Here is a 24,296-nt window from a genome sequence, read left to right as displayed (position 1 = left end):
AAAATCCCGGTCTGCGTAAGAAGCAGACCGGGATTTTTAATATATGCGTTTTTTATACAAAAGGCTGACTAGCCGCACTTTTATACATTTTCTCAGGCCATTCACTCCAGGGAAACTGGCGTGGCGGAAGGGAAATCAGCTGCACGTGTTCCTTCGTTACCGGATGAGGGAAGCCTACGGACACCGACCAGAGTGCAAGCTGCTGTCCTGGCTTGTTTAATTCAGCTCCATATTTTTGATCACCATATAGAGGACAGCCCATAGCCATACATTGAACTCGTATTTGATGTGATCTCCCTGTATGCAGTACCACCTGAACGAGTGACAGCTTGTCTGTCTGTCCCAGTACATAATAATCCAGAATCGCATTTTTTCCGCCTGACGTACCTTCAGGAACAACGGACACCGTATTCGTTTTCTCATTCTTGAGAAGTGTATGCGTAAGTCTGCCTTGTTTTGCAGGAGGGGCTCCATGAACAATTGCCATATAGGTCTTCTCAAACTTTCGAGTTCTGACCGCGTCTGATAATCTGGATGCAGCTTTCGATGTTTTGGCAAAGATCATGGCTCCTCCAACAGGTCGATCCAGACGGTGAACGAGGCCGAGATAAACATTTCCCGGCTTCGAGAATCGGACTTTGATATCCTCTTTTAGAATGGACAGCATGTCCATATCGCCTGATGCATCGGCCTGTGTTGGCACATTGACAATTTTTTCGACACCAAGCAGGTGGTTGTCCTCGTATAATATAGATAGCGGCTGTAAATCACTCATTGGATTAAGACTCCCAGCGGCCCAAGATTCCACAAGGCAGCATCATATTGGATGCTGTAATCGGAAGCCCGATCTCACCAGCTGAAATTTTGCCGCCGTATTTGTTTTGCATCGTCATCGTTAACATATTGGATAGCACGGTTGGTGAGATTCCGGTTGTATACGAATTGATGAGGACAAACAGCGGGTTATCTGTCAGAATGCCTGTACAAGACTCCAGGAACGGATAAAGGTTCTGTTCCAGCTTCCACGTCTCACCGTTCGGTCCACGTCCATAGGACGGAGGATCCATAATGATAGCGTCGTAGCGATTACCACGGCGATGCTCGCGTTGAACGAACTTGAATACATCATCTGTAATATAACGGACATGACGGTCGCCAAGGCCCGAGAGCTGTACATTTTCTTTAGCCCATTGAACCATACCCTTCGCTGCATCAACGTGTACGACGCTGGCACCTGCATAGGCACTAGCTACAGTGGCACCACCGGTATAAGCAAACAGATTCAGAACCGAGATAGGTCTGCCGGCATTTTGAATCTTGTCGATCATCCAGCTCCAGTTCGCTGCTTGCTCAGGGAATAAACCCGTATGTTTAAAATTGGTTGGCTTAATATAGAATTTGAGCTCATCGTAAGAGATTGTCCAACGTTCAGGAATGGGTTTTTTCATATCCCAATTTCCTCCGCCAGAGGAGCTGCGATGATAGTGGCCATGGACGTTTCTCCAGGCTCCGGTTTCTTTCTCAAGAGGCCATATAATCTGTGGATCGGGTCTACGGAGAATAATATCTCCCCAGCGTTCGAGCTTCTCTCCGCCGCCTGTATCTATGAGTTCATAATCTTTCCATTGCTGTGATGCGTACATGTAATAATCCATCCTTCAAGTTCATTTGCTTTTAATAATTACAATTAGGTTCTATTGTACAACAATTACGTGTTTTCATGCCAGTATTCCCCGTTTTTTACGTTATATTAGCTTTAGATGGAATCGGAGAGGATTGGATACACGGGAAATGTGCCTAAACGTCTATTTTGGGGTAAAGTAAGATAAGGGAGGTTAAATGATGAGCAATAGCAGAACATGGATCGCAGTAACTCTTGTAGCCCTTGGTTTATTCTCCATCGTGTTGTATACATACTCATTTGTTTCAATGCAATCCGGATTTGACCTCGGATTTCTCCTTTTCGGTGCTGCACCGCTTGCTTATGGCCTGTATGAGCTCTCTTCCATGAAGAAGAGACGGGAGCTTGCCCTTGAGAAGGATCTCATGAAGCTTGCCATGAAGCATGAGTATTTATTGACGATATCTGAAATATCGCTCTACACTGACCTTCACAGTAAGGAAGCAGAACAGATCATCGCGAGCTTACGAAAAAAAGGACTTGTGAAGATCAAGGTTGCCGAGAATGGAACCTGGGTATACGAATTTGAGCCTCTGCTGACGAAAGAACAAAAAATGACCGCTGAACGAGTTTAATGCTGTGGCGAATGGTATTGATATAGAGGATATAAATGGATAAATATAAATAAATTAGAAGAGGCGACGACAAATTGAGCCGTGTTCTCCGAAGAGAAAGCGGCTTATTTGGTGTCGAATATTTAAGAGACTATGCGATAGTCATACATTTGTCGTAGAGTAGCGGATCAGGCTGTCGTTCTTTGAATGTTGACAATCAATTAGACTCTAATTAGATAGAGACAGAAATGGGAGAAGAGCTTAAGCGAGAAGGAGAGATATCAATGGAGAGACCTTCTGAAGCGATACCGTATAAAAGGATATTAACCGCTTATAAGCTGGAGGAAATGCTATGGTCTGAAAGGTCCCTTAGCCGACTTAAAAATTTAGCTAAGGGCAAGCAGCAGGTTCTGGAGTGGAGGCATCGTGTTCAGTATGCGGTCAGTCATACGATAAACGATTACTACAGCTTGACTCCGGAGGTGCGCAGAGAAGTACCCATTCAATATTTGTTAGAAAAAAGATGGCCTAAACACCCTACAGGTTTTGAATCGAGCGATCATTTTTGGAATGTGAAATGGGGCGTAACGGAGGAGCTTGTCCGGATGCTGACACAGTATACCGAGCTATTGCAGCCTGTCCTGTTGAATGAAGAACACAAAGCTTATATATCAGACTTAGATATGGACCTGTCTGTTATCTACCAGGTTGCATGGCAGCCTGATCGAATGGGTCAGGAAGGGCTGTATATCCAAAAGTATATCGTCAATTATCACGAAGAGGTCATTCGGGCTTACCAGAACATGATGATTGTATTTTGCTACCATGCTTTTGGACGTATTCCGGAACGAATTGAAGTCAATTGTTTGCTGGATCGGCGAAAGATAACCTTAATCCCGGATGAGCACAGATATAATGAGGCATTGGACTATGTTAAGCTCGTTATGCCTCTGTGTCTAGATACCGCTGGAGCGTCGGATATTCCGCTATACGACGCTCCAAGCAAAGTCAATTAACAGCTCAGAGATCATGTATCTTGCTGGGCTAGAAAGGTTTGAACCAGCTGGCGATAATCTTCATGATTATCATAGCTGTTGTACATACGATTATGAACCGTTTGGGCGCTTCCAAAAAAGAAGCGTTCAAATTGACTTTGTCTTCCTCCAAAGGGGCCAGCAGTAAGCTCCCAGACCATTCTGAATAATGCAATACGATCCTTGGCGTCCGATGTGTGGCCTTTTAAATATTGATTTACATATGGACCTGGTTCTGACGAAAGATCATCCTTCATAGGGGTCATAATGATGCCGCTGGATCCAAGCAATTGGAGCATATTGATTACCTCAAGATAAAATGGGGGGAATTGAACATTTGCAGCGAGTAGTGGACTGCTTGAAGGGATCAAGATGCCCTGTGCATCCAGCTCAGCAGAAGTCTCAGAAGCAAGTCGGAGAGCCTTGAAATTTTCCAGCATTGTCATGATTTTTGAGACATTTGCAATAGAAAGAGACTCCATCCCAGCATTTTGTTCGTCTGCCAAAGTTTCAAATAAACCAAGGAGAAATTCAGTTTTGGCAATGTAACGTGATATAATTTGATGTCCGATATGGGTATGGAAGTGGCCTTCATGAAAAAGCTTGAAGCTTATCGTTGCATCCCCATAATAGAACATACGGTTATGGGGTACCAGTACCCTGTCAAAAATAACTAATGTGTCCATCTCTTCAAATCTGGAGCTCAGAGGATGATCATAAGTGCATACGGAAGCATGACTTTCACGACAAATAAAGGTCATTCCTTCAAGATCATTCGGAACGGCAAATGCAAAGGCATAGGGGTTTACTTCATCTAGAGGTGCAAGGGAAGGGGTAGGAAAGACGATCATTTCGTCACAGGTTGCTCCTTGTGTAGCCATCATAAAGGCTCCGCTGACGATGTAACCCTCATCGGTAACTTCTTCAACCTTTGCAGCGATAGAATCCTCGAGCTGATCGAATTGTCCGGACCACTTGCTTGCAGGTGGTTGAATAAAGGCATGGGACAGGGTAATGTCATGGTCTCTGCAGTAGGCATAGTAGTCTCTTAAGTTTTGAGCGAATACCGGGTTATGCTCTTCCAGCGTATGTGCAGCGGTATAGAAGGACATTATGGCCGTATTCATGTAATCTGGTGATCTTCCAAGAAAACCGTGATGCTCCCTTGACCATAGCTCAATCATTTTTCTTCGTTTCTGCAAATCTTCCAAGCTGCGTGGAGGTAGATAAGATAGACTGACGGATTCTCCAGTATCAGGAGATAAGTAAGTCATTTGATCTTTATATTTATTATCGCACTGCATGTCATACAATTTAGCCTGAGTCTGAATAAGTCCACTAAATACGGGATGCTTAGATAATGGACCCGTAACTCGTTCACCTTTATACCATAGATTAATGTTTTGGCGATCGATTCGTTCAATGTACTGTTTACCGTTTTTAATTGGCATATCGTTCACCTCTTTGGGTACTGTTCGTTAATACGTCCCGTTATTATTTTTAGCATAATGTACGGGAGAACGAGTTCATAAGTACCTTGTACCTGGGCTATTTAGAGAAGAAAGGGCGTTTGTCCGGTCATGAATAACAAGCATTATGATAGTTAACCTACACATATACACGAGAGGAGCTTCTGGAATTTGAAACTTGTGCATAGCGAAGAATTGCTAATGAAGTTCATCCGAACATATGAACTGGATATACTGCTGAACACCGTAAGTGTTCACGACATGAAGTTATATGAGCTTACGCATGGGGATCGGGTATGCTCGAGCGGAGACGAGATCGACCATTTGTTTTTCCTGGTACAGGGCAGGCTCAAGGTCTATACGACGATGTCGAATGGAAAGTCACTTGCTCTCCGGTTCAACGATCCGCTCAGCTTGATCGGAGACGTGGAGCTGGTTACGAAGAATAAAGCGAGTACGACAGTGGAATGTGTAAGACCCGCGATTCTGATTGGGATCAGCTATACAGCACTTAATCAGCATTACATCAGTCAGCCGGCATTTCTGCATTTCTTGTTGGAACAAATGTGTTATAAGCTGACGAGTCTGAATCGTGCGAGCAGTGTTAATTTGTTGTATCCATTAGATAAGAAATTTGCGGGGTATTTGACATCCATGATGTTGGATTCAGAGTCGGGTGTTGTCTTAAGTAAAATACCAAGCCGCAGCCTGAACGAAATTGCTGATTTGCTTGGTACAAGCTATCGGCATCTAAACAGGGTGGTCAAACATTTTACGGAGATCGGCATACTCGAACGCAGGCGAGGTGAGCTTATATTGTTGAATGAACAACAGTTGAGAGAAATCGCTCCTGATGATTTGTATTTAAAGAGGTAGGTGAATCAATTTCATAATACCTTTAGCTGCTTAAATCAAGGGTATTAATGAGTTATGAAATTGATTCAGGTGCGAAATCAAAATAAAAGATGACAGCCATCTGCTGTCATCAGTAATCATTATCTATGGCAATCGCACTTAGCTTAATAAAATGGCTGATTAAAGCATGCCGTTAGCTGAGATACGGAAGCATTTTTGCGCAAGGACTCAAATAAGTGGATTGCCTTTTTGAAATAATTGTCATTATTAAGTCTGTCAGCTGCCCATAATGTATAAACTGCTGTGCATAGCGCCTCAGAATGCTGATTGTTCAGCTGTTCATACTGAGCGAGCAAGTATTGATAAGATAAATATTGAGGCGCCATATTACGGTCTGCATAATAATTGTAACTGTTGATATTTTGCTTAAAGAGCGATAATTGTCGGTCAATACAGTATTCATGTTCAATCGCAGACTCGAGCAATGTCGAGAGACCGATCAGCAACGCATCACTTGAATTGTTCTCAAGATAAGTTTCAAATTCGGACAGCTTGCTTATATTCCCGCGTAATATTTTCAATGTTAACAAGTGAACTGCAGCAAATGATTTGAATTCCTCAATTACCGCTTCTCCCTCCTCGGTACAGTCGCTAAGCCAGCTCAAATCCGAATAGAAAGAGATATATTTAATGGACTCAGAGTACTGTTTCAGCTTTTGGTACGATATGCTGGTCATCATGTGACTATAGCTAAAATAGTAGATGATATGCTTGTTGTATATATTGGTGGGACAATTTCGATGTACCATATCAAAATGTACCTGTTCAGCAGCATGTAACAAAGCGCGGGATAAAGTGATTACTTCCTCCCAGTCCTCGTGTGCACAGCGTGCTTCGATACTTTTAATAAGAGAATCCAGATTGTTAGCTCTAACAAGTATATCAGGCTCTTCGACCATACTCACCTTCTCCTCAGTCTCACAAATTTACTTTATTTTACATTTAGGTATACCAAAGGTCAATATATTCGTGAAAATTGTTAGTTAATTAGATAAGGATTTTGCATAATACCTTAGAAAAACAATTAGTCAACTATATCTAGATTGAAATGGTTCAATTTAACTAGATATATACCTCTTTACTCAGCTGTTAAGCTAGTTTAGCTGAATTAATTAGGGCGAATGATGTTTATTGAATATCCATTTGTATATGGAATGTAAATACTATTAAACTATTAACTAGAAATAAAAACACTATGATAAAAATATATTTCTGTTCCTGCTGCATGGGATACAAAGGGTACATAACGAAGGTAAACGGCGTACCACTATGATTTGAAACATCAGAAGTCATGGGTTATAGTTCCTAATTAGTACGGGAGCGCGGGATTCAAATTATGGTTGTAGTATCAATTTAAATGCTTCATGCTGTGACTTTCTGTTGAAGAATGAATAAGCGTATTAATACTCATCATAACGGGATCTAATTGTCGCAGAAATGGAGGAGCTTTATGATTAGAAAAACGCAAAGTCATCATTTAAATCGATTCTTTCACGAAAACCAAAAATTCACGGCTACAGCTGACGAAGAACTTCTGCACGAGGCCTACCGTTCGTTGGAGAATGCCTTTGATTCCGCATTTGGAGGAACCGAAGCGGTGCACCAGCTTATCTCACCTGTTGAGCTCATGTTCTTAATGAACTATGCCAAGGTATATAGTCAGCCCAAAGCGATGGAAATGGTGGAACAAACGCTGCGTCGCATGTACCAGAGCAGTGTATATGATCATATCGGTTACGGTTTTTTCACATATTCGGCAGATGAGAGAGGGCATGTCCCGCATTTTGAAAAAAGGCTAAATGACAATGCCCTGCTCGCAATGGCCTACCTTGAAGCATATCAGCTGACAGAACATCAGCTGTATTCGGAAGTCGCAGAATCCATTTTCTCCTATGTGTTAAGAGATATGACTTCGTCTGAAGGTGCCTTCTATTGCGCAGAAGCTGCAAATTCGGAAGGGGAGACAGGGCAATATTATGTATTTACCCGGCAAGAGATTGCAGATGTTCTGGGTGTAGAGGGGATGCATCGATATTGTAATGTATACGGAATTGAACCTCAGGGTGAATTCACAGGGAAGAGCATTCCTAGCCTGATGAAAGGAACTCCTGAGGAGCAAGCGGAGCGGAGAGGAATAAACCCGCTTGGCTTACGCAATTTGCTGGAGGAAGATCGACAGAAGCTGTTCCAATATCGTGAGACGAGGGTGCGCCCAGTTAATGATAACCGTATACTTACAGCCTCGAATGGTCTGATGATTGCAGCTCTGGCCAAGGGTGCTAAAGCTTTGCAGCAAACTAAATATGTAGATGCTGCAGCGAATGCGGCAGATTTCATATGGACCAAGTTGCGAGATCATGAGGGCAATCTGTTCTCTGGTTATCAAGATGGAGAGTTAACGGATGCAGTGAATGCAGAAGACTATGCCTATTTGGCCTGGGGGCTAGTGGAGTTGTATGAAGCTACCGGGCAGCCAGCTTATTTGGCTCAAGCGCTGGAGCTTAAGGATGTACTGTTCAGACTATACCTGGACTCCGAAAAAGCGAGCTTCCATATGTCAGGAGAAGGTCAAGAGCAGCCACAAACTCACAGTAACGGGATTGATAAAGAAGGTTTGCCTCCAGGTAGCAGGGGGCTCTTCCTCCATATCACCAAATGGGCAGCTATAACTCAGGATAAAGAACTACTGCAGAGGGGAGAACAATGGCTCCATACTATAGCAGGGGCTGCGAGTTCCAATGCTGACAGTCATGCAATGTATTTGCTTGGAATATCCTATGCACGTCAAGGAGGACGCCAAATTATAATCAGTGGAAGAACGAATGATATCAAGATGCAGGAGATGATCTCCATCATCCATAAGTCATATACGCCAGATGCTTCCATTATTATTAATTATGAAGGCAAATCAGAGAATGCCTTGTCAGAACTTATTCCTGGTTTAGACGACAAACCCTCCATAAATGGTGAGGGAACCGTGTACATTGGCCAAAATTTCTCCTGGAGTGCCCCTGTAAATTCAACCGAACAACTTCGAGAAGAGTTCAAGCCTGTAAACTGATGAATAAAAATAAATAAAACCGCCTCAAGCTTATTGCTCGAGGCGGTTTCGTTGTTATGGTTAATAATCTACGTACGAATTCTGGCTGTAATTTCTTCATCAAGCTCCAGTGTGACATCCTCACGGTATGCACGGATATTATACTCTTGATGAACATATCGCAGAATAGCTTCAATCATGTTAGATTCAATGAGATATTGGCTGCGGCCTTGAGCCCAAACCTCGGCTGAGTAGCCTGTATCTTCTTCCCAACTAAGCTCCACCTGTACATCTGTAGGTTTGATCTGCTTACGTTCGGCGATGTGAAGACATATTGCATTAACAATCTCATCCATTGTAATAACCATAAAGCTTAGTACCGTCCGTTTCCGTCATAGATGTTACGGGATTTCTCTTTCTCTTCGCGACGTTTCTTAATCGCTCTGTAGATACCAACACCTAGGCTGATTAACACGAAGATGGCAAGCAGGTTGATCGCAAGACCCAGAAGTTCTCCGAAGAAGCCCATACCTCCGAATAATCCGCCGAAGAGCATACCTGCAAGACCACCAATCATTAGACCTTTCATGAGTGATCCGCCGCTGAAAAATCCGCGGTTTTGGTTCGTTGTCGAATTTGTTGCATTGTTATTACGATTCGTAGTGGAATTAGAAACATTGCTATTATTATCAGTGGAACGATTCGGTGTATTTGTATAAGATTTAGTACCGGATTTGAAACCGCCGCCACCACGGCGTGCATCTGCGTTATCTGGAATGGCTACCGTTGAAAAGATCAAAGTAAATGCCATCATGACCATAAGAAGACGTTTTGAGCTGAACCATTTTTTCATGTGTAAAATGTTCCTCCTAAGAGTGATTTTTAGTGTTTACTAACTTACATACGCTTAAAAAATAGGTTGGTTTCATATTTTTTAAGAAATCATAAATTAATGTGAATTGGATGCTTCGTGTTCAGCAAGACCGGAACTGATCAATCCGGATACCCAATCACACCATTCCATTCCTGCCTTGGCTTTCATTGCTGCCTTCGTGTTGACAATATAATCACCGAAATAGGAATGAGTGGGCTGCACTGCTTCGTCTGGAAGAGCTTTGAGAAGATCTTCATAATACTCTTGACGAATCTGGTACCACTGTCTGCGTTCTTCAATCCATTGCCTGAGCAGCTCCGGATTCGTGATTTGAAAACAAATCAGCCGAAGACTCAGTTCGTCCCGAATAGGCGATGTGGACACGGGTGTATACATCCATTCCAGTAATACCTGGATTCCCTTATCCGTGATCGTATACATCTTCTTATCCGGCTTATCTGTCTGCTCGATCCAGCGTGAAGAGAGAAGCTCATCTTCTTCCATACGGGATAGCAGCGGATAGATCTGACTGTGTTTAGCAGGCCAGTGGGGCTGAATCTTCAGCATGAGATCATAGCCAGATGATTCATCACGTGTCAATAACCCGAGCAAACCATAAGACAGTATGTTCAAGTGGACATGTCTCCTTTACTAAACTATAGCCTTGAATAATAGCGTAAAAGCGTTTTCCAGGACTATATATGTTTAAAAGTGTACACCACAACTGTATGGTTTGACAACCGTTTTTGCCGTATGACGGATAAACTGTTGTTATAAATGTCACAGAAATTTAATAAAAAATGGCCTGGACTGCTATATAGCAATCCAGACCCAAGGGATTAGAGAGATGCCTGGTTCTCATAACCATCCACAACAAGATCGAGAGCGCCTGTCTTAGGATCAATGATCATGCCGTGAACAGGAGTACCTGGGGGCAGTAGTGGGTGATTACGAATCAACTCCACAGTTTCCATTACCCCTTCACTTACATTGTCAAACCCGCGCAGCCAGCGTTCGAGCTTAATTCCTGCGTGGTCAATCGTCTTAAGGACTTTCTCGTCGATGCCGCGTTCCACCATATGAGAGAGCATCGCTTCGCTGTTCAGCGCTGCCATACCGCATTCGTGATGGCCGACAACGACAACCTCTTCAGCACCCAGCTCATATAGGCCGACTAGTACGCTTCGCATCGCGCTTCCGAATGGATGTGAGATGATAGCGCCTGCCGTCTTAACGATCTTGACATCACCGTTTTTGAAATTCATGGCTTTGGGAAGCAGCTCGACAAGACGGGTGTCCATACAAGTTACGATCATCATTTTTTTCTGCGGGAATTTATCGGAGATATAGGCTTCATATTCTTTTTTTTCAACGAAGCTACGATTATGCTCCATAATTTGACTAATACTGTTCATGGTTCATACCCCCAGTTAATAAGTAATTTTTTCAGGCATTGACTGTACGTTCATCGCGTGGAAAAATGTATAAGCCATAGTGCTGACCACTGCTGGATAGACGTAAGGACAGGTCTCCCGGATCGGTTGCCAAATTCAGCTCTTCTTCAAAAAAAACAGCCTTTTGGCTGTCCAAAATAAACGTTAGATCCGGAACGTTCGTATCCAATACGATATCCGCATCTTCTTGCTCATCTACGATACGAAATGAAGGAACTCCGCTAACCGCACAGCCGCACCCCTCGCTATCATACATCAGTCGAATGAAGCCTGGCCTGTTACCGAGAACTTTGGTCAGGAGTTCTTCAGCTGCCTTACTAAGATTGATTTTCATAATGTAGGCCCACTCCTTTGCTTGGTCATTTAGGGCGTGTCTTAAAACTCACATAAAGGCAGATTTCAATACCTTTCATCCACTGCTAAGCCTGCTAAAAGCTGAAAAGGCACCTTTGCTTATAATCAAAATGGAGTCAAATCTGTTTTCTTTTAGAGTTCTAAGATACGCCCTAGTTAACGTTCTTAAATGTTGATTATAATCTTAGCAAAAAGTATGATCAATAGGAAGGTGAATTATATATGGATGGGGTGACGATTATGAGCCAGCAATTACAGGCTAAGTTAGAGCAATTTCTGGATCTTAACAAAAAAATCAAAAGCTATAATGAAGCGATTGGACTCCTGCACTGGGACATGAGCACGGGTGCACCGCGTAAAGGGATTGATTCCCGTTCAGAAACGATAGGAATGCTGTCATCGGAAGCTTTTAAACTGCAGACATCAGAAGAAATGAAAGCTTTGATCTCATATTTGAAACAAGAGAATGAATTTGCAGCTCTGTCAGATGTGCATAAGCGATTGATAAATGATTGCGAGAAAGAGCTCGACCGCACACAATCTGTTCCACCAGAGAAGGTTCGCGAATTCAGTGTTCTTACGGCCCAGTCTCAAGCTAAATGGGAAGTGGCCAAAGAGAAAGCCGACTTTGCATCCTTTGAGCCCTACTTATCTCGTATTGTTGCCATGCAGAGTGAATTTATTGATTATTACGGTGTGAAAAATACGCGTTATGACACGCTGCTGGATATGTATGAGCCTGATTTGACGGTCGAGAAGCTGGATGAAGTATTTAACCGATTAAAAGCTCGAATTGTTCCCTTGCAGGAAGCAATTAGTCAATCTATACATAAGCCGGATACTTCCTTCCTTAATCAATCCTTTGATGTTAAGCAGCAGTCAGAGTTCAGTAAATATATATTGAAGGAAATGGGATATGATTTTGAGGCAGGTCGATTGGACGAGAGTGTACATCCTTTTGCAATGGGATTGAATCCCGGTGATGTTCGTATTACAACACATTATTATGACAAAGATGTGGCAAGCGCCATCTTCAGCTCTCTGCACGAAGGCGGTCATGCTCTTTATGAGCAAAATATTGATTCGAACTTGGCAGGTACACTGCTTGCTGAAGGAACATCCATGGGAATTCATGAGTCGCAGTCGAGATTGTGGGAGAATATGATTGGCAGAAGCCGGGCTTTCTGGGAACATTATTATCCGGTATTACAGAATTATTTCCCTGCTCAGCTGGAGAACGTTTCACTGGATCAATTCTATGAAGCCATTAATAAGGTGGAAAGCTCGCTTATTCGTATTGAAGCCGATGAGCTCACTTATAATCTTCATATTATTATCCGCTATGAGATCGAGAAAATGCTTTTTAACGAACAGCTGGACGTGAAGGACCTTCCTCAGGTATGGAATGAGAAATATAAAGAGTATTTAGGCGTTACCCCTCCTGATGATGGAGCAGGAGTTCTCCAGGATGTTCATTGGTCAGGAGGAGACTTTGGTTATTTTGCCTCCTACTCGCTTGGAAATATGTATGCAGCCCAAATGATGAATACACTGGCCAAGGAGCTTCCGGAATACGAGAATTATATAAAGGAAGGGAACCTGGCTCCACTCAAAGAGTGGTTGACCGATAAGGTATACCGATATGGCAAATCTCGTAAGCCTTCCGAATTGATTGTTGCTATTACGGGTGAAGAGCTGAATCCGGATTACCTTGCAGATTATCTGGAGAATAAATATAAAGAAATCTATAAACTATAAAGAGATGACAAGATATCGCTCAATATATCTTGCCAAGCTGAAGGACTCTACAAGAGTCCTTCAGCTTTTTTTTGCGTGAATAATAGGGTGATTTACGAGAGTCCTTATCGAGCTGATTAACCAAATGTCGATTGATTGCATAAATATGGTTTCATACATTCTTTATTTTTAAGGGGAGGGCTATTCAATGAAAGGAAAGGCTTGGTGGATGCCTGCTGCAGTTCTTCTGCTGTTATTCAGCGTAGTCCTAAGCGGCTGCAGTTCAAGCAGCAGCGGTAACGTTAAGGTTAACGTTGGCGAAGTGACCCGCTCTGTATTTTATGCACCCGAGTATGTCGCTCACGCGCAAGGCTTCTTCGAGGAAGAAGGTCTGGATGTGGAGATTCAAACGACAGCAGGCGGAGACAAGACGATGGCAGCACTGCTTGCAGGCTCCATTGATATTGCACTTGTAGGTTCAGAAACGTCAATCTATGTGTATCAGCAGGGGGCAGAGGATCCGGTCATTAACTTTGCACAGCTGACGCAAACGGATGGCACCTTCTTATTTGCCAGAGATCAATCGGCCGATTTCGATTGGAACCAGCTGAAGGGGAGTGAATTCCTTGGCCAAAGAAAAGGTGGCATGCCGCAAATGGCTGGTGAGTTCGCACTAGGTAAGAAGGGGATCGATCCACATAAGGATCTGACACTGATTCAGAACATTGATTTTGCCAATATTACTTCTGCGTTTGCATCGGGTACAGGCGATTATGTACAGCTGTTCGAGCCGCAAGCATCTATCTTTGAAAAAGAGGGCAGAGGCAAGGTCGTTGCTTCATTTGGAGTAGAGAGCGGCAATCTTCCGTATACCGTATTTATGACCAAACAGAGCTTCATCAAAGACAATAAAGACGTGGTCAGCAAATTTACTAGAAGTATTCACAAGGCGCAATTGTGGGTGGAAGAGCATACAGCACAAGAAATAGCCGACGTGATCATGCCGTATTTCAAAGACGCAGATCGTGACATTGTTGTGAGCAGTGTACAGCGCTATAAGGATCAAGGTACGTATGCATTGGACCCGATTATTGATGATAACGAATGGAATAACCTGCTCGATGTAATGGAGAATGCTGGCGAGCTGCAGGAGAGAGTTCCTGCGTCAGCGATTGTAGACAATACTTTTGCTGAAGAAGCTGCTGGAAAGTAAGGTTCGCCCTTCAGAAAAAGGAAGTGAACAAATGACACGGATTGAACTGGATCAAATTACACATGTGTATGTAACGGAGCGGGAGGCAAAACTGGCCCTTGATTCCATTAGTCTGGAAGTTGCGACTGGCGAATTTGTCAGCCTGGTGGGTCCAAGCGGATGCGGCAAAACAACCATTCTGTCCATGATTGCAGGCCTGCTGCAGCCGACGAAGGGAGAGGTGCGTCTGGCCGGAGAAAAGGTAACGTCACCTTCTTCCCAAGTCGGCTATATGCTGCAGCAGGACTACTTGTATCCATGGCGTACGATTATGGCAAATGCATCCATTGGACTTGAGCTTACCGGTCAGCTTAGCGAAGCTTCGCTGAAAGCAACACGTAATCTGCTAGCTGAAATGGGTCTTTCAGGCACAGAGGATGCATATCCGCAGGCATTGTCAGGCGGGATGCGTCAGCGTGTGGCCCTCGTAAGGACACTCGCAACGAACCCCGATTTGCTGCTGCTTGATGAACCCTTCTCAGCCCTTGATTATCAGACGAAACTGCAGCTTGAGGATCTGATCTCAGAAACGCTGAAGAAGCAGGGAAAGACAGCCATTCTGGTTACACATGATCTGTCAGAGGCTATTGCGGTAAGCGACAGAGTTATCGTGCTGGACAAAAATCCTGGGCGAATCCGCAAGACCTTTGAAGTTCCTGCACCGATCAGGGATGCGAAGCCGTTTCATGCAAGGGAGCAGGTAGGATTCAACGATCTGTTTAACGAAATTTGGGGAGAGCTTGATGACTCCGGAGGAAAGGGGTGATCACGCATAATGGAAGCAAAACCGTGGGAAGCAACTCATGAAAAGGCTCAGGAAGAGCAATGGATTCAAAATATTCATCTTCAGCACAAGAAGCGGAGAAGAAGATGGAGAAGATATGTCAGCCTAACGCAGATTGCGATTCTTATCATGATGTTTTTGTATTGGGAAATAGCGGGCAGATTAAAATGGATTGACGTGCTCCTGTTCAGCTATCCTTCCAAGATTGGTGCACAGCTGTGGAAGGATATGGTCAGCGGCGAAATTTGGCTTCATACCTCAGTTACTGTGTTTGAAACCATTGTCGGCTTCCTGCTGGGCACACTGCTTGGTACGCTCATCGCTGTGCTTATCTGGTGGTCCTCTTTCTTATCGAAGGTGCTTGACCCTTATTTGGTAGTACTTAACAGTATGCCGAAGGTGGCACTTGGACCGATATTTATCGTAATGTTTGGTGCTGGCTTCACAGCGATTGTTATGACGACCATATCGATTACCGTTATTATTACAACGCTTGTTGTGTATAACAGCTTCAATGAAGTGGACGCTAACTATATAAAGGTTGTACGCACATTTGGAGGAAACCGGAAGCATATTTTTCGCAAAGTGATCTTTCCTGCATCCTTCCCTGCGATTGTCTCCACACTTAAGGTGAATGTAGGTTTGGCTTGGATCGGGGTCATTGTGGGAGAATTTCTGGTCGCGAAGGAAGGCTTGGGATATTTAATAATATATGGTTTTCAAGTGTTTAATTTCACACTCGTTATGTCGAGTCTCATTGTCATTGCTGTAGTGGCGACGGTGATGTATCAGGTGGTTGCCTGGCTCGAGCGTAAGCTGATGAGTGGCAGGGAGCATTAATTCATTCTTATTTGAACTATTAGTGTATCCCGGCACAAAACAATATGTCTGTGACATGTCACATTGTTCCAGAAGGAAAAATCGTGTACGATTGATACCTACGATCTGATTGGGCACTAATATAATGTAATTGTTATTTATTGTACTCGCCTTATAGAGAGAAGAGAGGGTTATCATACATGGGTTTCCGCGTTATTAAAACAGCTATTGCTGCCTTAATGGCCGTGCTAATAGCTGATGCTATGCACTTGAAAGGTCCGACGTCGGCAGGGTTGCTTGCTATTCTGGGTGTCGATGTTACACGTAAAAGAAGCCTTAAGACGATCTCGGCGCGATTTTTTGCGTCCGTAGTAGGGCTTCTTTTTGCTTCCGTACTTTTTTTTCTCTTTGGATTTCATTACTGGGTGCTTGCGATTTATATTCTGACGGCATTTCCAGCCATTGTTCGGTTTGGCTTTAAGGAAGGTATTGTCACAGGGTCTGTCGTCGTATTCCGCGTGTTTAGCGGAGGAGAGATGAGCCTTGAAGTGATTTGGACACAAATATTGCTGCTCATTGTTGGGCTTGGTTCGGCCATGGTTGTCAATTTAGCCTATATGCCTAAATCGGATAACATGCTCTCGAACATCCGTCATGAGATTGATGAGCTGTTTTCGGTTATTTTCACACAGTTTGGACGAACGCTGAGGGATCCCTCTTTCGTGTGGACCGGTGCTGAATTGATGGAAGCTGAGAAGTCAATTGATAAGGGAGTCGCGGCCTCTAAGCTGTATCTTGAGAATCAAGTGATCCATCCGAATGAGGAGTGGACTGCGTATTTTTATATGCGCAAAACCCAGCTGGATTCTATTCAGCATATGATGCATCTGATATCTCAGGTATATACGACCATGCCGCATGCGGAAATGGTGGCCGATTTGTTCGAGCAGCTAAGTGATGATGTACGCAATGAATTCTATACTGGACGGACCGAGAAACTTCTAAGCATGGTAGAGCAAGAGTTTAGAACAATGGATCTGCCCACAACAAGAGAAGAATTCGAGATTCGTTCTTCGATCCGGCAGCTGTGCCGAGAACTCGCTTTGTACTTGAAGATTGCGAAAAAGGACAAGGCTCCGTTCCCTGTCCCTGCTAAAGGAAATTAGCTTGATTAACATCTAAGCCGTCTTAAATTAAAAGTTATCTTTTTCAATTATATTTATCTTTAAATTGGTAACAAACGCCCATGTCCTGCATACATATAAATGGAATGATTGTATGGAGGAGGTTCAAAGATGTCATTGAGTCATAAACATCAATGTAGAGAGATTATAACAAAGGCGATCTGCGGCAAGGGTCGTAAGTTCTCTACCGTAACACATACCGTGACTCCGCCACATAATCCTACCAGTATTTTGGGGGCATGGATTATTAACCACGAGTACGAATCGGTCCCGGCAGGAGACGGAATTGAAGTTATTGGTACTTACGATATCAACATTTGGTATTCCTATGACCAAAACTCTCAAACCGATGTTGCAAAGAAGACGATATCCTATGTAGAGAACATTCCACTATCTTATCTGGATCCTAAGCATCGTGCCTCCACTGTAGAGGTCTCTGCGGATGCAACGCAGGAGCCGAGCTGTGTAGAGGCGACGGTAGCTTCGGGCGGAGGCAGTGTTGTCATCCGCGTGGAACGTGAATTTGCAGCTGAAATGGTTGCCGAAACCAAGGTTCGTGTCGTCGTGTGCACGAACAACTGCAGTGAAGATGCAGACAAAGATTATGATTTCGGCTCGCTTGACGGTGATTTTGATGAGCTTGATCCTGACTTGCTGGATGACGAGATCTAAATGGTGAGCTTCACTTATATGGCAATATATGCGCCGAACCCTTCGGCGTAGAGGGCGGCAGCCCTCCTTTTTTTTATTTCTTTTTTGGCGGAAGGACGGTCTAGATGCCATGGTTATAATTCGAAATCCAGAGCATTATGAGTCAATGACAATGGAGGAGCGTGAGGCAAGATTGACCCGCTCAGGACTTCGTTCTTCCCTAATTCGTCCTAAGGAGAACATGCTTCAGTTCCATGTGACTTACGAAGTCTTGATAAGCCAGCTACGTGCGTTAAGAATCGTCAAAAAAAGCTTTACCGGAATTCGGGAAGGCAACAGGACTGTACTGCATAGAGAGGACAACACTTCGCTCTACAATCGGATTGAACGAGCTGCAGTTCGTGCGGCATATGCACTGAATCTGGAGCATGCGGAGGTTGTGCTGCAGGCAGGCGGGCAGCAAGGAATTAACGTAAGCAGCGTTCATACACAGCCATGGTTAATTAGAGAAGGAGTAGCTGATTTGTACGAACAGGCGATGATGGAGAAGCATCTTGCACTCGAGGCGGAGAGAAATTTGCACACGTCTCCCGTACTCGGTATGGATCCCGAATTTCTGCTTGTGAGTCAACAGGAGGACAGAGTTGTTCCTGCTTCCTTATTTCTGGAACGAACAGGCGAGGCGGGGTGTGACGCCATAACGCGAGGCGGTAGAAGATCTTATCCTGTCGCGGAACTTAGACCCATGCCAAGCTCAGAACCTCGTGAGCTGCTTGCTCATTTGATGCACGCATTCTTAACCGCTTCAACGCTTATTACCGATCACACGCTGTTATGGAGAGCAGGCGGACTTCCTGTGAAGGGGCTTCCGCTGGGCGGACATGTCCATTTCAGCAGAGTGGTGCTGACCTTTGATCTCTTACGTGCACTGGATAACTACTTGGCGCTCCCGATTGCCATATTGGAAGATCCTCGCAGCAGTGGACGAAGACCGAAATACGGCTACTTGGGTGACTTTAGAATTCAGCCCTATGGCGGATTCGAATATAGAACACTTCCGAGCTTCTTGGTATCCCCAATGATCGCCAAAGGGGTGGTCTCCATTGCTTATCTCGTAGCTGCAAATTACCGGCTGCTCCGACGTAGACCGCTTGATCTCACCGAGAATCATGAAGCATTCTATAAGGGGAACAAAGAAATTCTTCGCGGACTGGTTCATCCCTTGCTGCAGGAATTGACAGCTCTGCCTGATTACAACCGGCATCATAAATATGTGAATCCCTTGATCACGGCGCTTTATCAAGGGAAGACGTGGGATGAATCCAAGGATATAAGACCTCTATGGAATATTCAGCAAAAGCCATGAATATGAGGTCTCTTTTTGATATAATAAGCGGATGAATCCATTACATTTGCAATAATGAGTTAAGACATGGATTCGGTTAAACTTAATATATGTTTTACTCGAAGTAAAATGTGTGGCAGGAGTGGTATAATTCATGGCTCAATACACGCCAATGATTGAACAATATTTGAAGGTAAAAGAACAGGCGCAGGATGCGTTTCTTTTTTTTAGACTTGGTGATTTTTATGAAATGTTTTTTGAGGATGCAACCCTTGCTGCAAAGGAACTGGAAATTACGTTAACCGGCCGTGAAGGCGGTGGCGGAGAACGTATTCCGATGTGCGGTGTGCCTTATCATTCCGCCGATAACTACATCCAGCGATTGATTGAGAAAGGGTATAAGGTTGCGGTATGTGAACAAATGGAGGATCCATCCGCAACCAAAGGAATGGTACGCCGAGAGATCGTGAGGGTGATTACGCCTGGCACCGTGATGGAAGGCAAGACGATTGGCGAGAAGACGAACAATTATATGATCTGCTTGACGCAAACAAGCGGTATTTTGGCTATTGCTGCCTGTGATTTATCCACAGGAGAGCTGTATATTACCTCTGCTCCATATTCAGAAAAGTGGCTGAAGGATGAAATCGGGATCTATGAGCCTTCCGAGCTGCTCGGAGATGCTGATCTCCTTCAAACGGTGCAGGCCGAAATGCTGGCAGGCAACCGAAAGATAACCTATACGGCTTTTGATAAGAGCAAAGCTGAGCTTGTTATAACCCAATTTGGTGAAGCTGCATGGGCGCGTCTAGGGGAAGAGCGCAGACATTGCCTCGCGACGCTGTTTGCCTATCTGCATGAGACCCAGAAGCGTTCTTTGGGGCAATTGACTCAAATCCAGACGTATGAGCCGGATCATTATATGATTCTGGATCCTTTCACCAGAAGAAATCTGGAGCTTGTGGAAACTGTACGTGACCGCTCCAAGAGGGGCTCTCTTCTATCTCTCATAGATAAGACAGAGACCTCCATGGGTGCGAGAATGCTTAAACGCTGGATTGATAAGCCTCTGCTCCAACGACAGAAAATTGAAGAACGTCTTGAAGCGGTAGACAAGCTGTACAATCAGTTTATTCTGCGAAGCGACATTCGTGAGCAGCTGAAAGAAATTTATGATCTGGAACGACTCGTTGGTCGGATTGCATTCGGCAATGCCAATGGACGAGATTTAAATGCGCTCAAGGTGTCCCTTGGTATGATCCCTGCGCTTGCCAAGCTGTGTGCAGATTCTCCATCAAGTACCTTGCGCCATATTGCAGAATCGATGGATGATTGTCGTGATTTGCGCGATATGATTCAGCATGCCATCGTGGACGAACCGCCTGTATCCGTCAGGGAAGGTGGAATGATACGTGAAGGATATCATGAGCACTTGGATGAGCTTCGTTATGCAAGTGTGAATGGAAAACGCTGGATCGCGGAGCTGGAAGCACAGGAACGCGAAATTACGGGGATCCGCTCTCTCAAGATCGGTTATAACAAAGTGTTTGGCTACTATATTGAGGTGACCAAATCCAATATTTCCTCCCTTCCTGAGGGCAGATATGAGCGCAAACAAACTTTGGCTAATGCAGAGAGGTATATTACTCCTGAACTGAAAGAGAAGGAGTCTCTTATTCTGGAAGCCGAAGATAAAATGGTGGGGCTTGAATATTCATTGTTTATCGAGATTCGTGATCAGCTTGGCAAGGAAATTAAAAGATTGCAGAAATTGGCTGAGCAGGTCGCAGAGATTGATGTGTACCATTCGCTTGCAGCTGTCAGTGCAGAACGCGGTTTTATCAAACCAAGCATCACAGATGGATTTGACATGAGGCTTATTGAAGGGCGGCACCCCGTTGTAGAATCAGTCATGCGTGATGGTGCATTCATGGCAAATGATACGGTGTTAACACAGGAGGATCCGAGAATTCTTTTGATTACCGGGCCGAATATGGCGGGTAAGAGCACGTACATGCGTCAAGTGGCGCTAATATCCATTCTGGCTCAAATTGGCTGCTTCGTTCCAGCAGTGGAGGCAGAGGTTCCGATCATGGATCGAATATTTACGAGAATTGGTGCCGGTGATGATTTGATCGGCGGTCAGAGTACATTTATGGTAGAAATGGCTGACATTCAGGTCATGACGGAAAAAGCAACCCCGCGAAGCCTGATTATTATTGACGAGCTGGGGCGCGGAACCTCAACGAGTGAAGGCATGGCGATTGCTCAGTCTGTCATTGAATATGTGCACGATCATATCGGATGCAAAGCTCTGGTCTCCACTCATTTTCATGAGCTTGCCCATCTGGAGGATAGTCTTCCTTCCCTTCGAAATTATTCGATGGCAGTGCAGGAGAAGGAAGATGAAGTGCAGTTTCTGCGCAAACTGATACCTGGCGCGGCAAGCAGCAGCTATGGTATTTATGTCGCAAGACTGGCTGGACTGCCGAGCTCCATCATTGACCGTGCCAGCAGGCTGATCCATACCATTGAGGAGCACTCGATTGACATGGTTGCTGAAGGACACAAGGAGCCGTTCAAGGCAGATTATCATCAGGCCGAGAAGGAAGCAGCAGCTGCGTCAGATGAAATGATCACGAAGGATAAAAAGCTGGCTGAGATGTCGTTTGAAGAAGCACAAGCGGATGGGACAGCAGCTTCTTCTAATGAAGTTGTGCAGCTATCAATATTTGGTGATGAAGTACCTGAGCCGAAGAAGAAAGGGATTCAGGAAGGTCGTGAATTGGACCCTGTTGTCAAACAGCTGATTAAACGGCTTAAGAGTGCGGATTTAATGAATATGACGCCTCTTCAAGCGATGCAGCTTGTCAATGAACTGAAAATGAAAGTAACGGATATGTAATATGATCTGAACCTATATAAAGGGAGGGGTAAAAGGTGGCTAGAATTCATGTGCTGGACGAGCATATTGCCAATCAGATCGCTGCCGGTGAAGTGGTGGAGAGACCCGCTTCTGTCGTTAAGGAGCTTGTGGAGAATTCCATTGATGCAGGAAGCACTCGAATCGATGTATCCATACATGAAGGAGGACTTCATAGCATCCGGATCACCGATAATGGAGGCGGAATTGATGCAGAGGATATGGAAACCGCCTTTTACCGCCATGCTACGAGTAAAATTGCAAATGGTCGAGATTTATTTGAAATCACTAGTCTTGGTTTTCGGGGAGAGGCATTACCGAGTATTGCTGCCGTATCCAAAGTAAGGTTGATCAGTGCAACCGAATCCGATGGACGTGGCCGTGAGATTGTCATTGAGGGCGGCAAGCTGATTAAGCATGACGATATTACTGCCTCTCGTGGGACTGATTTTTTGGTTGAGGAGTTGTTCTACAATACCCCGGCCAGATTGAAATATATGAAGACGATCCAGACCGAGCTGGGGCATATTTCTGATGTCCTGTACAGAATGGCGTTATCCCACGCAGATATCGCGTTTACGTTAAGGCATAATGGCAACCTGATCTTGCAAACCCTTGGCAATGGAGATTTGCTTCAGGTCATTGCTGCGATTTACGGAACATCAGCTGCCAAATCAATGCTTCCCATCAGAGGTGAAAGCCTGGACTACCGAATCAGCGGTTATGTAAGCAGGCCTGATCTTACCAGAGCTAATCGCAATGGTATTTCCACCATCATTAATGGCCGTTATATTAAAAATTATGGGCTGAACCAAGCGCTGTTTAAGGCTTACCATACGCTGCTTCCTATCAACCGGTTTCCACTTGCCGTATTGCAGCTGGACATGCATCCGTCATTAGTGGATGTTAACGTCCACCCGGCAAAATTGGAGGTTCGATTCAGCAAGGAGCCTGAGCTGTATACTTTTGTGGAGGAGCACACTCGCGCTGCACTTAAGCAGGAAGTGCTCATTCCCCAAGTAATTAAACAGAGCATTGGGAAGCCGGAGAGCAAATCGTTTATTCAGGAGCAATTCCATTTTTCGAAATCGAAGTCGCATGAGGAGCAGGTCGGTTCAGCGAATTCGGGAGTCGCTGAAACTGCAGGAACGGTGCAAACTTCATCGTTATCGAGCCCTGTAAAGAACGTGCATTATTCAGGGGACAAGCAGGGGGGTGACCGGCCAGAATATGGGATGAATAGCTCCAAGATGCAGCCCCGGCCATCCGGTGCCGAGAATTGGAATACTTCAGTTACAGGGAATACGGCAGGAAGTTCTTCCACTGTTCCAATTGAAGATATGGATGAAAATTACACTGCGTCCGATTCTTCCAAGAATTATGGACCGGATCAGCGAAATGTTAATCGTACTCAGGACAGTCGTACGTATGTGCCTAGTGAGAAGGACAAGCAGCAGGTTATTCGAGAAACGAGATCGAACCTTGCAAATGGGGATTATTACCGGGACAGCGCTGCGCTTAAGGCAAGGAATGCACAAGGAATGAGCAGAGATCATTATGCACAGCTTGCTGGTACAAAGGCGGAGCTGCCACAGTTCCCTGAACTGGAGCTGATTGGTCAGCATCACGGGACTTATTTGATCGCACAAAATGAGAACGGGCTGTATCTGATTGACCAACACGCTGCACACGAGAGAATTAATTATGAATTTTACTACAACCAATTCGGAAATCCGGTTGAAGCTTCTCAGGAGCTGCTGCTCCCCATCACTCTGGAGTTTACACCTTCAGAGACGGAGCAGCTGAAGAACAAGCTTCATTGGTTTGAACAAGCGGGGGTCTATCTGGAGCATTTCGGTGGACAAACCTTCCGTGTTACATCGTATCCTTATTGGCTACCTAAGGGCGATGAAGAGTCAATTATTCTGGAAATGGCCGAATGGGTGCTTTCAGAGCGGGGGATTGACTTGTCCAAGCTGCGAGAAGCCTCATCCATTATGTGCTCATGCAAGGCATCAATCAAAGCCAATCAGAAACTGACAGAGCAGGAAGCGGTCGTGCTATTGCAGCGGCTTGCGAACTGTAAGCAGCCTTACACCTGTCCACATGGAAGACCTATTGTCGTCTCCTTCTCAACCTATGATCTTGAAAAAATGTTTAAAAGAGTGATGTAATGTGGAACAACATGAAGTAGTTGAACGAAATCAGATGCTTATGATTAGGAGA

General features: G+C 44.6%; 22 protein-coding genes. 13 read left to right on the top strand and 9 right to left on the bottom strand.

Annotation, left to right across the window (positions count from 1 at the left end; genetic code table 11):
* Positions 1–52 precede the first annotated feature (52 nt).
* Both BM415_RS10835 and BM415_RS10830 read right to left on the bottom strand, forming a co-directional pair.
* Complete coding sequence (locus BM415_RS10835) at positions 53–775, bottom strand: RluA family pseudouridine synthase (protein ID WP_091157800.1); 723 nt, start codon at positions 773–775, stop codon at positions 53–55.
* Between the two features lie 4 nt (positions 776–779).
* Entirely contained in the window at positions 780–1,643 is an 864-nt protein-coding gene (locus BM415_RS10830) for a class I SAM-dependent methyltransferase (RefSeq protein WP_091157798.1), read from the bottom strand.
* A 196-nt stretch (positions 1,644–1,839) separates the two neighbouring features.
* On the opposite strand from BM415_RS10830, the gene BM415_RS10825 reads away from it, so the two are divergent.
* On the top strand, positions 1,840–2,256 hold the full coding sequence (locus BM415_RS10825) for a hypothetical protein (protein ID WP_139236982.1): 417 nt from the start codon (positions 1,840–1,842) through the stop codon (positions 2,254–2,256).
* A 263-nt stretch (positions 2,257–2,519) separates the two neighbouring features.
* Positions 2,520–3,251, top strand: coding sequence for a hypothetical protein (locus BM415_RS10820; protein WP_091157793.1), 732 nt, complete (start codon positions 2,520–2,522; stop codon positions 3,249–3,251).
* 11 nt (positions 3,252–3,262) lie between these two features.
* Here BM415_RS10820 and BM415_RS10815 read toward each other — a convergent pair whose 3' ends face one another.
* Positions 3,263–4,720, bottom strand: coding sequence for a 4-hydroxyphenylacetate 3-hydroxylase family protein (locus BM415_RS10815; RefSeq protein ID WP_091157791.1), 1,458 nt, complete (start codon positions 4,718–4,720; stop codon positions 3,263–3,265).
* Between the two features lie 198 nt (positions 4,721–4,918).
* Between BM415_RS10815 and BM415_RS10810 the strand changes: the two genes are divergently transcribed.
* The gene (locus BM415_RS10810; protein WP_244533297.1) at positions 4,919–5,614 is read left to right on the top strand and encodes a Crp/Fnr family transcriptional regulator; all 696 of its coding nucleotides are present in this window, start codon (positions 4,919–4,921) and stop codon (positions 5,612–5,614) included.
* A gap of 143 nt (positions 5,615–5,757) precedes the next feature.
* Here BM415_RS10810 and BM415_RS10805 read toward each other — a convergent pair whose 3' ends face one another.
* A complete protein-coding gene (locus BM415_RS10805) occupies positions 5,758–6,552 on the bottom strand; it encodes a hypothetical protein (RefSeq protein WP_091157786.1) in 795 nt (264 codons plus the stop codon).
* Positions 6,553–7,103: 551 nt separating this feature from the next.
* On the opposite strand from BM415_RS10805, the gene BM415_RS10800 reads away from it, so the two are divergent.
* Positions 7,104–8,714 carry a thioredoxin domain-containing protein gene (locus BM415_RS10800; protein ID WP_091157783.1) on the top strand — a complete coding sequence of 537 codons (1,611 nt, stop codon included), beginning with the start codon at positions 7,104–7,106 and terminating at the stop codon, positions 8,712–8,714.
* 68 nt (positions 8,715–8,782) lie between these two features.
* Here the strand turns inward: BM415_RS10800 and BM415_RS10795 are convergent, their stop codons facing one another.
* From BM415_RS10795 to BM415_RS10775, 5 genes are all read right to left on the bottom strand, one after another.
* Positions 8,783–9,061: a YxcD family protein gene (locus tag BM415_RS10795; protein WP_091157782.1), complete on the bottom strand. Its 279-nt coding sequence runs from the start codon at positions 9,059–9,061 to the stop codon at positions 8,783–8,785.
* A 5-nt stretch (positions 9,062–9,066) separates the two neighbouring features.
* Positions 9,067–9,546, bottom strand: coding sequence for a hypothetical protein (locus BM415_RS10790; protein ID WP_091157779.1), 480 nt, complete (start codon positions 9,544–9,546; stop codon positions 9,067–9,069).
* A 96-nt stretch (positions 9,547–9,642) separates the two neighbouring features.
* The gene (locus tag BM415_RS10785) at positions 9,643–10,200 is read right to left on the bottom strand and encodes a PadR family transcriptional regulator (protein ID WP_091157777.1); all 558 of its coding nucleotides are present in this window, start codon (positions 10,198–10,200) and stop codon (positions 9,643–9,645) included.
* Positions 10,201–10,406: 206 nt separating this feature from the next.
* Entirely contained in the window at positions 10,407–10,982 is a 576-nt protein-coding gene (locus BM415_RS10780) for a beta-class carbonic anhydrase (RefSeq protein WP_091157775.1), read from the bottom strand.
* A gap of 31 nt (positions 10,983–11,013) precedes the next feature.
* A complete protein-coding gene (locus BM415_RS10775) occupies positions 11,014–11,355 on the bottom strand; it encodes an iron-sulfur cluster biosynthesis family protein (protein WP_091157773.1) in 342 nt (113 codons plus the stop codon).
* 260 nt (positions 11,356–11,615) lie between these two features.
* Between BM415_RS10775 and BM415_RS10770 the strand changes: the two genes are divergently transcribed.
* From BM415_RS10770 to mutL, 9 genes are all read left to right on the top strand, one after another.
* Entirely contained in the window at positions 11,616–13,133 is a 1,518-nt protein-coding gene (locus tag BM415_RS10770) for a carboxypeptidase M32 (protein ID WP_091159193.1), read from the top strand.
* A 187-nt stretch (positions 13,134–13,320) separates the two neighbouring features.
* The gene (locus BM415_RS10765) at positions 13,321–14,325 is read left to right on the top strand and encodes an ABC transporter substrate-binding protein (RefSeq protein WP_091157771.1); all 1,005 of its coding nucleotides are present in this window, start codon (positions 13,321–13,323) and stop codon (positions 14,323–14,325) included.
* A gap of 31 nt (positions 14,326–14,356) precedes the next feature.
* Positions 14,357–15,130, top strand: a complete 774-nt coding sequence (locus BM415_RS10760) for an ABC transporter ATP-binding protein (protein WP_091159192.1) — start codon at positions 14,357–14,359, stop codon at positions 15,128–15,130.
* Between the two features lie 9 nt (positions 15,131–15,139).
* Complete coding sequence (locus tag BM415_RS10755; protein ID WP_091157767.1) at positions 15,140–15,988, top strand: ABC transporter permease; 849 nt, start codon at positions 15,140–15,142, stop codon at positions 15,986–15,988.
* Positions 15,989–16,167: 179 nt separating this feature from the next.
* Positions 16,168–17,133 carry an aromatic acid exporter family protein gene (locus tag BM415_RS10750; protein ID WP_091157764.1) on the top strand — a complete coding sequence of 322 codons (966 nt, stop codon included), beginning with the start codon at positions 16,168–16,170 and terminating at the stop codon, positions 17,131–17,133.
* 129 nt (positions 17,134–17,262) lie between these two features.
* Positions 17,263–17,823: an outer spore coat protein CotE gene (locus BM415_RS10745; RefSeq protein ID WP_091157762.1), complete on the top strand. Its 561-nt coding sequence runs from the start codon at positions 17,263–17,265 to the stop codon at positions 17,821–17,823.
* 109 nt (positions 17,824–17,932) lie between these two features.
* A complete protein-coding gene (locus BM415_RS10740; protein ID WP_091157759.1) occupies positions 17,933–19,168 on the top strand; it encodes a putative amidoligase domain-containing protein in 1,236 nt (411 codons plus the stop codon).
* Between the two features lie 133 nt (positions 19,169–19,301).
* Positions 19,302–22,052: a DNA mismatch repair protein MutS gene (mutS, locus tag BM415_RS10735; RefSeq protein ID WP_091157756.1), complete on the top strand. Its 2,751-nt coding sequence runs from the start codon at positions 19,302–19,304 to the stop codon at positions 22,050–22,052.
* A 35-nt stretch (positions 22,053–22,087) separates the two neighbouring features.
* Positions 22,088–24,244, top strand: coding sequence for a DNA mismatch repair endonuclease MutL (gene mutL, locus BM415_RS10730; RefSeq protein WP_091157754.1), 2,157 nt, complete (start codon positions 22,088–22,090; stop codon positions 24,242–24,244).
* Positions 24,245–24,296: the final 52 nt, after the last annotated feature.

The organism is Paenibacillus sp. 453mf (genome assembly GCF_900116105.1).
GTDB classification, from domain to species: domain Bacteria; phylum Bacillota; class Bacilli; order Paenibacillales; family Paenibacillaceae; genus Paenibacillus; species Paenibacillus provencensis.
The sequence above is the reverse complement of the archived record's forward strand: the minus strand, read 5'-3'. Positions and strand labels throughout refer to the sequence as shown.